7 protein-coding genes are annotated in these 4,645 nt (G+C 35.8%); all 7 read left to right on the top strand.

What is annotated here, in order from left to right:
* Positions 1 to 146: 146 nt before the first annotated feature.
* Positions 147 to 1,100, top strand: a complete 954-nt coding sequence (locus ENL20_07060) for an NAD-dependent epimerase/dehydratase family protein (GenBank protein ID HHE38316.1) — start codon at positions 147 to 149, stop codon at positions 1,098 to 1,100.
* Between the two features lie 115 nt (positions 1,101 to 1,215).
* Positions 1,216 to 1,590, top strand: a complete 375-nt coding sequence (locus tag ENL20_07065; GenBank protein HHE38317.1) for a holo-ACP synthase — start codon at positions 1,216 to 1,218, stop codon at positions 1,588 to 1,590.
* Positions 1,591 to 1,604: 14 nt separating this feature from the next.
* The gene (locus ENL20_07070) at positions 1,605 to 1,838 is read left to right on the top strand and encodes a hypothetical protein (GenBank protein HHE38318.1); all 234 of its coding nucleotides are present in this window, start codon (positions 1,605 to 1,607) and stop codon (positions 1,836 to 1,838) included.
* Positions 1,835 to 2,266 carry a PIN domain-containing protein gene (locus ENL20_07075; GenBank protein ID HHE38319.1) on the top strand — a complete coding sequence of 144 codons (432 nt, stop codon included), beginning with the start codon at positions 1,835 to 1,837 and terminating at the stop codon, positions 2,264 to 2,266. Before ENL20_07070 ends, ENL20_07075 begins: the two co-directional genes overlap by 4 nt.
* 2 nt (positions 2,267 to 2,268) lie before the next feature.
* Positions 2,269 to 3,975 carry an acetate--CoA ligase gene (gene acsA, locus ENL20_07080; GenBank protein HHE38320.1) on the top strand — a complete coding sequence of 569 codons (1,707 nt, stop codon included), beginning with the start codon at positions 2,269 to 2,271 and terminating at the stop codon, positions 3,973 to 3,975.
* Positions 3,976 to 4,146: 171 nt separating this feature from the next.
* Positions 4,147 to 4,338, top strand: coding sequence for a type II toxin-antitoxin system HicB family antitoxin (locus ENL20_07085; GenBank protein HHE38321.1), 192 nt, complete (start codon positions 4,147 to 4,149; stop codon positions 4,336 to 4,338).
* 28 nt (positions 4,339 to 4,366) lie between these two features.
* The coding region (locus ENL20_07090; GenBank protein ID HHE38322.1) for a HEPN domain-containing protein at positions 4,367 to 4,645 on the top strand (279 nt) is incomplete at its 3' end.

Raw genomic sequence — 4,645 nt, forward strand, 5'->3', positions numbered from 1 at the left:
ATGATTGTCAAATCATTATTTTTTTTTGATGCAAAATATCGGATTTTCTATAAAGGTTTTTGTAATGTTGTATATTGATTTTTATGGTTGACAAAAAAAGCCGTTTTTAAAGTTTCTGGCAAAAAATATTTAATGAAGAGGAAAAATTGAAAAACATTTTAGTAATGGGTGCTGCCGGTCAAATCGGATCGGAACTTGTTCCTGCATTGAGGAAAATTTATGGAGATTCTCATGTTGTTGCTTCCGATATTCGAACTGATATCAGTGAGGAATTCAGATGTGCGGGTCCGTATGAAGTTATCGATTGCCTTGAATCTCATAAACTTGTTCAAGTGATCGTGAAATATGAGATCGATACTGTTTTTAATTTAGTTGCTCTCCTTTCAGCAGTAGGTGAAGCACAACCGCAAGTTGCCTGGAAGATCAATGTTGGAGGTCTTCTTAATATTTTGGAAATTGCTCGAGAGTTGAAATTTGCAGTTTTTACTCCCAGTTCTATCGGAGCCTTTGGACTTTCAACTCCTCATGACAACACTCCTCAGGATACGATCATGCGACCAAATTCGATTTACGGTGTAACCAAAGTTGCCGGTGAACTTCTCTGTGATTATTATTTTTATAAATATGGGATCGATACACGCGGAGTTCGTTATCCGGGAATTATTTCCAATGTCACACTTCCAGGGGGAGGAACAACTGATTATGCAGTCGATATTTATTATAAAGCAATTCAGGAGAAGAAATTTACCTGCAATTTGAAAGCCGGAACTTTCCTCGATATGATGTATATGCCGGATTGCATCAGAGCCGCAGTTGAGTTGATGGAAGCAGATCCTTCTAAACTGAAGCACAGGAATTGTTTCAATGTGGCAGCAATGAGTTTCGAACCGGAAATGATCGCTGCTGAAATTAAAAAACACATTCCTGATTTTACAATGGATTATAATATAGATCCTGTTCGTCAAGCAATTGCTGAAAGTTGGCCCAATAAAATGGATGATTCTGTTGCTTTTCAAGAATGGGGTTGGAAACACGAATATGATCTTCCGAAAATGACGGAAGATATGTTGAAAGTGCTCTCAAATAAATTAAATAATTAATAAATAAATTAAATAATTAATAAATTAAAGAATGAAGGAATTAATTCTTTGCGCCTTCGCGTCTTTGCGGTTAATAAATGATTAATAGAAAAATTCGTGTCTTTGCGGTAAATAAATGATCTTTGGAATCGGGATCGATATTATTGAAGTGGAGCGAGTTAAAAAACTCATTTCTAAAAAAGATAAATATCTGAAAAAAATTTATACTGAAACAGAAATAAAATATTGCGAAAAATTTAAAAGGAATGAGCAGGAATATGCAGGTAGATTTTCAGCAAAAGAAGCTTTTTCCAAAGCACTTGGAACAGGAATAAGTCACGGTATAAAATTCAATGAGATCGAGATTGTTAATGATAAACTGGGAAAACCGGAAATTAATCTTTATGGAGGAACAAAAGAGTATTTTGAAAAAAAAGGATTAAAAAATATTTTTGTCTCGATTTCTCATTTGAAGGAGTATGCGACCGCGGTGGTGGTGATCGAGAAGTAAAAAAAGGAGGAATAATGCACACACAAGTTTTTAGAACAAAAGTCCATGAAGATGGGGTTATTAGAATTCCTGAAATAAAAAATCTGGTTAATCATTATGTTGATGTTTATCTTCGCGATAGAACAGATGTGAAAAAAAATGAAAAAATGACTTTTAGAAAGTTTATTAAAAAATGGGAAGGGATAATTGAGGGAGCAGATCCTGATAAAATGAAATTTGAATTTCTAAAGGAAAAATATAAACTATGAATATATTGATCGACACAAATATCATTTTAGATTTAGCTTTGAGAAGAAAACCTTTTAATACAGTAGCAAAACAGTTTTTTGCTTTCCTTGAAGACAATGAAAATAATTTTAAAGGTTATGTGAGTTCATCGACAATTTCTGATCTATATTATATTATCTCAAAAACAAAATCAAAAACTTATGCTTATGATTTTATTAAAGATTTTGTCCTTTTATTAGAGATAGCAACAGTAGATAAAGCAGTGATTTTAAACGCTTTTGACTCAACAATCGATGATTTCGAAGATGCAATCCAGGAAAGTTCTGCTCTCTTAAATGATATTGATATTATCATTACCAGAAATGATAAAGATTTCAAAAACTCAAGAATAAAAATCTATAATCCGCAAGAATTTCTTGAAGAAATACAATATAAAAGGAGAATATAAAAATGTCAAACATCGGCTCATACGAAGAAAGACTAAAAAATTTCAACTGGTCGATTTCCGAAAAGGAACTCGATTATCAAGACGGAGATGTGATCAATATCGGTTGGTATTGTTCGGATCGAATTTGTGAGATGGGAAAAGCAGATAAACTCGCTCTCATCTGGGAAGGTCTTGGCGGGAAAGAGAAGAAATACACTTTTAATGATGTCAGAATTAATAGTAACAAAATGGGAGCTTTTTTAAGAAGTCTCGGCATCAAAAATGAAGACAGAGTTTGTCTTTTTATGGATAAAATTCCGGAACTTTACATCGGATTTCTGGGTGTTCTGAAAATTGGAGCGATCGCTCAACCTTTGTTTTCCGCTTTTGGAGATGAATCTTTACATGTTCGTCTTGATAATGCTGAAACAACAGCGATCATCACCCAAAGAAAACATGTCGGGAAAGTGCGGAAACTGATCGAAAAAAGTCCGTATTTAAAACATATCATCATTGTCGATCATGATGGGAAAAAACCTTTGAAGGAAAGAGAATTAACCTTTGATATGGAATCTTACAAAGAATCGAAAGATTTTGAGATCTTTCCGACAAAAGCAGAATCTCCATCGGTTCTTCATTATACATCAGGAACGACCGGACAACCAAAAGGTGTAATGCATGTTCATTATTCCCTGATCTCGCAGTATCTAACTGCAAAATGGGTTCTCGATCTACAGGAAAATGATATTTACTGGTGTACAGCAGATCCGGGTTGGGTAACTGGAACTTCTTACGGAATTATCGGACCTTGGAGTTTAGGAATTACGCAATGTGTTCTCGATACCGGATTTTCCGCTCAAAACTGGTATGAATTTATCCAGAAGCATAAAATTACGATGTGGTATTCCGCTCCGACAGCCATTCGTTCTTTAATGAAAGCCGGAGATGATATTATCAAGGAATATGATCTATCTTCATTACGACATCTGGCAAGTGTGGGAGAACCTTTGAATGCCGAAGCTGTGATCTGGTCGGGAAAAGTTTTCGGACATCAATTCCTCGATACTTACTGGCAAACTGAAACCGGTTCGATGATGCTGACGAATTTTCCAAATATGAAGATAAAACCGGGTTCGATGGGTAAACCATTTCCGGGAATCACAGCAACTGTTGTTGATCCTAAAACTTATGAACCGATCACAGAAACAGGCAAAATTGGATTAATCGCTTTCAAACCGGGATGGCCTGCCATGATGAGAACTTACTGGAATAACGAAGAAACTTACAAATCGAAATTCAAGAATGGCTGGTATTTGCCGGGAGATCGTTCAACAATCGACAAAGACGGATATTTCTGGTTCGTGGGCAGAGATGACGATGTGATCAATACTGGCGGACATCTTGTTAGTCCATTTGAAGTTGAATCTGCTTTGTTGGAGCATGAAGCAGTTGCCGAATCTGCGGTTGTCGCCAAACCGGATGATGTGAATATGGAAGTCGTGAAAGCGTTTGTACATTTGAATCCCGGATATGAAGCCGGACCGGACTTGGAATTGAAGATCATGAATTTTATCCGAAAGAAATTATCTCCCCTGGCAATGCCGCAGGAAATCGAATATGTGAATTCACTTCCCAAAACAAGAAGCGGTAAAATCATGAGAAGATTACTGCATGCCAAAGAATGGGGAGAAGAAATTGGAGATACTTCGACGCTGGAAGATGATGAGTAACTCAAACAATCTTGTTTGAGTAAGTAATTTAATTTGCCAAATTGATCGGAGATAACAAGATCGGCATCTTGTTTTATGGATCGATTCTAAAAGCAGAGCAATGAGTTACATTACACAATCAGGACAGTGTCCGGCTACTGACGGATTGATTATGATACTTAAGGAGGTCAAATGTTCCATACTTACACAGCAAAATACAGGAAAATCGATTCCGGTTATATGGGGCAATTAGTAGAATTTCCAGAAGTAATAACAGAAGGCAAAGATATCGAAGATTGTCGCGAAATGTTACGGGATGCACTTGATGAAATGATATTAGCTTATGAAGAACAGGGAAAAGAGATTCCCTTTGGAGATTGTTAAATAGAACTTAATAAAAAGAGTTTATTGTATGGATAAAAAAGTAAGTTATTGGGTAGAATTATCAGATTACGATTTTAAAACTGCAAAAGCGATGTTGAAATCAAAAAGGTATTTATATGTCGGTTTTATGTGTCATCAAGCCGTTGAAAAAATACTTAAAGCGTACTTTGTCTCGAAAAGGAATTCACAACCCAAATTTACTCACAGACTGACTTACTTGACTGAAAAAACCGATTTGGAAGAACAGTTATCAGAACAACAGCAGTTATTCATAGATGAATTGGAACCGCTGAATATCGAAGCAAGA

This window comes from Candidatus Cloacimonadota bacterium (assembly GCA_011372345.1).
GTDB lineage: Bacteria > Cloacimonadota > Cloacimonadia > Cloacimonadales > TCS61 > DRTC01.

What these genes read in the sequence shown, in the direction of transcription:
- ENL20_07070 (HHE38318.1), top strand. Translation starts at nt 1,605, where the DNA reads ATGCACACACAAGTTTTTAGAACAAAAGTCCATGAAGATGGGGTTATT.
- ENL20_07075 (HHE38319.1), top strand. Translation starts at nt 1,835, where the DNA reads ATGAATATATTGATCGACACAAATATCATTTTAGATTTAGCTTTGAGA.
- ENL20_07085 (HHE38321.1), top strand. Translation starts at nt 4,147, where the DNA reads ATGTTCCATACTTACACAGCAAAATACAGGAAAATCGATTCCGGTTAT.
- ENL20_07065 (HHE38317.1), top strand. Translation starts at nt 1,216, where the DNA reads ATGATCTTTGGAATCGGGATCGATATTATTGAAGTGGAGCGAGTTAAA.
- acsA (HHE38320.1), top strand. Translation starts at nt 2,269, where the DNA reads ATGTCAAACATCGGCTCATACGAAGAAAGACTAAAAAATTTCAACTGG.